This is a genomic window from Enterovibrio gelatinilyticus (genome assembly GCF_028683095.1).
GTDB lineage: Bacteria > Pseudomonadota > Gammaproteobacteria > Enterobacterales > Vibrionaceae > Enterovibrio > Enterovibrio gelatinilyticus.
Genome location: NZ_JAJUBC010000066.1, coordinates 1 through 2,077 on the forward strand (window position 1 = coordinate 1; position 2,077 = coordinate 2,077).

A 2,077-nucleotide genomic window follows, 5' to 3' on the forward strand; every position below is an offset into this window, starting at 1 on the left:
CCTGTTATTGTTATCTTTAAAACTAACCTTCGATTAAACTTATTAGATTCTCACTGTCATCTAGCACCTTAGTTTTAAGCAATGTAAAAGTCTTTAAACAAGGAAGGTTTTTTATAAATTCGACTGTTTTTATCTCTTTGCAATCTAAGACTTTAATCTCCATCAGCCTATTTAGGTTAGCTAAACATGTGAAATCAAAAATCCGGCCGCACTTTTCGAATGAAACCATTTCTAGCCTATCAAGATCTTCCAGATCTCCTATATTAGCCAACCTAGGCGCATATGAAACTGATAAACACCTTAGTTCTCTAAGTAAAGAAATGCCAGATAAGTTAATAGCATTTGACTTATTTATTGTTAGCGACTCTAATTTCGGAAAACTAGGGGCAAATGAGAGAACCGGACTTTTCTTCGTATTCACCCCCCACACTGTGAGACTCTTAGTGTTAGAAACACCTTCAAACATGGTTTTATCTGACCACGATAAAATCTCCATGCTTTCAATATTAGAGAAAGGATCGAGATTAAAATGACTTTCTACTAAACACCCAATCACCAGCTTCTTAGAATTGATAGAGTCTGGTAGTGTTTTGTTTAGTAGAAAATCGGTGTTTTGAACAGATAATGTATCAAGTTCCAGATCCTGCAAAAAATGAAAATCAACATCATTGCAGCTTGCTAACTTCGAAACTGAAAACGTATCAACCTTATCAAATTCAATCGAAATATTTTCTACTGTATTTCCTAGAAGTATGTACTCAATTCTTCGCTCTTCTTTTAAAAACGGGTTTTTATTTTGAGACTCAATCATAGCCTCGACTTCCGCCTCATCTGCAAAAATCAATGCCACAGAATTTTGAGAGTTAACCATATATATATTTGTTGCCACTAGCAGTCTCCATCAGCCAAACAGTACGCCTTACCTGGACTTTGTCTGATATTAAAGTTAATGGGGTTGTCTTTACCTTCATCATACACAAACGGAATAGAGTCAGTCTGCATTCTTCTGTACTCATCTTTAAAAGCCTCCCTGTCACTATCAGCAGGTGTCCAATCAAACGCAATTGGAACCGTACCATTTGCTGTGGCTCTATAAGCCCCCGATTCAAGCATTCTTCTTACTGGTCCCTTTCCATGATATCGACTGCCACTTGCGAACTCTATCGTGTAGGAACCAGTCGTACTGTCTCTCCTTTGCACATCAGTGATAGTCGTAGCATCGGTCGTAGATATTGGGACTGCACGCTGAACTGGGGCAACTTGCGTATCGTTGGGAATAAACAAAATACTTATCAAGATACCTGCTGCGATAACATCCCCAACTGGTACAGGACCATCAGCAGCAGCAAATGCCCCAGCTAAAGCTAGTCTGGCACCAACAGTTGTGGCTTCATTGCCATCAGTATCTAATTTCTTAATCGGATTATTGTGGCCATAACTGTATAGGCCCAAATTAGCCGCATTAAATATGCCCCCTTCACCAGGTAAAGATAGGCTGTTTTCAAAATCGAAATTTGGCTTTGGTATATACTCCCCAAGTATCGGATCCGGGCTCTGCCACACACTCGTCCGCGGGTCATAGTAACGCGCACCGAAGTAGTACAGCCCTGTCGTCTCATCCAGCTCTTTACCCGTGAAGTAATATGGCGTCAGCTGAGTATTGCTCTTCTCGTGAACCCAGGTTTCACCGAATGGGAAGTACTCAAGGTGCTCGTAGACTTCACCGTCGATGTCCGTGATGTAGCTGGAGCTACCAAGGTGATCGCCATGGTAATAGAACTGTTTGGCTTCAAAGTTGATGGAGCCATTACCGCCACCACCTGAGCCGCCACCTGAACCACCGCCGCCATTTCCGTTACCGCCTGGGTCAAGGCCCGCGTCTACCATCGCTTGATAAAGCGCAGCTTCTGCAGCTTCGAGATTGCTTTGCGCGACTTTCAGTGCGTCGTGCGCTGCTTTCTTGTCCCGACCTTTCGCTGCCTTGAACGCTTCAAGCGATTGGTCATAAGCAGCTTGCGCCGCTTCTACCGCCGCCTGCGCATCCAACACTTCCTGTGGCAGTTCTTCCGTTGTGGTA

The 2,077-nt window shown here is 43.1% G+C and carries 2 protein-coding genes; both read right to left on the reverse strand.

What is annotated here, in order from left to right:
• Nucleotides 1-22: 22 nt before the first annotated feature.
• Nucleotides 23-889, reverse strand: a complete 867-nt coding sequence (locus tag LRP50_RS25125) for a hypothetical protein (protein ID WP_274167128.1) — start codon at nt 887-889, stop codon at nt 23-25.
• The coding region (locus LRP50_RS25130) for an RHS repeat-associated core domain-containing protein (protein WP_274167129.1) at nt 889-2,077 on the reverse strand (1,189 nt) is incomplete at its 5' end. The genes LRP50_RS25130 and LRP50_RS25125, both read right to left, overlap by 1 nt.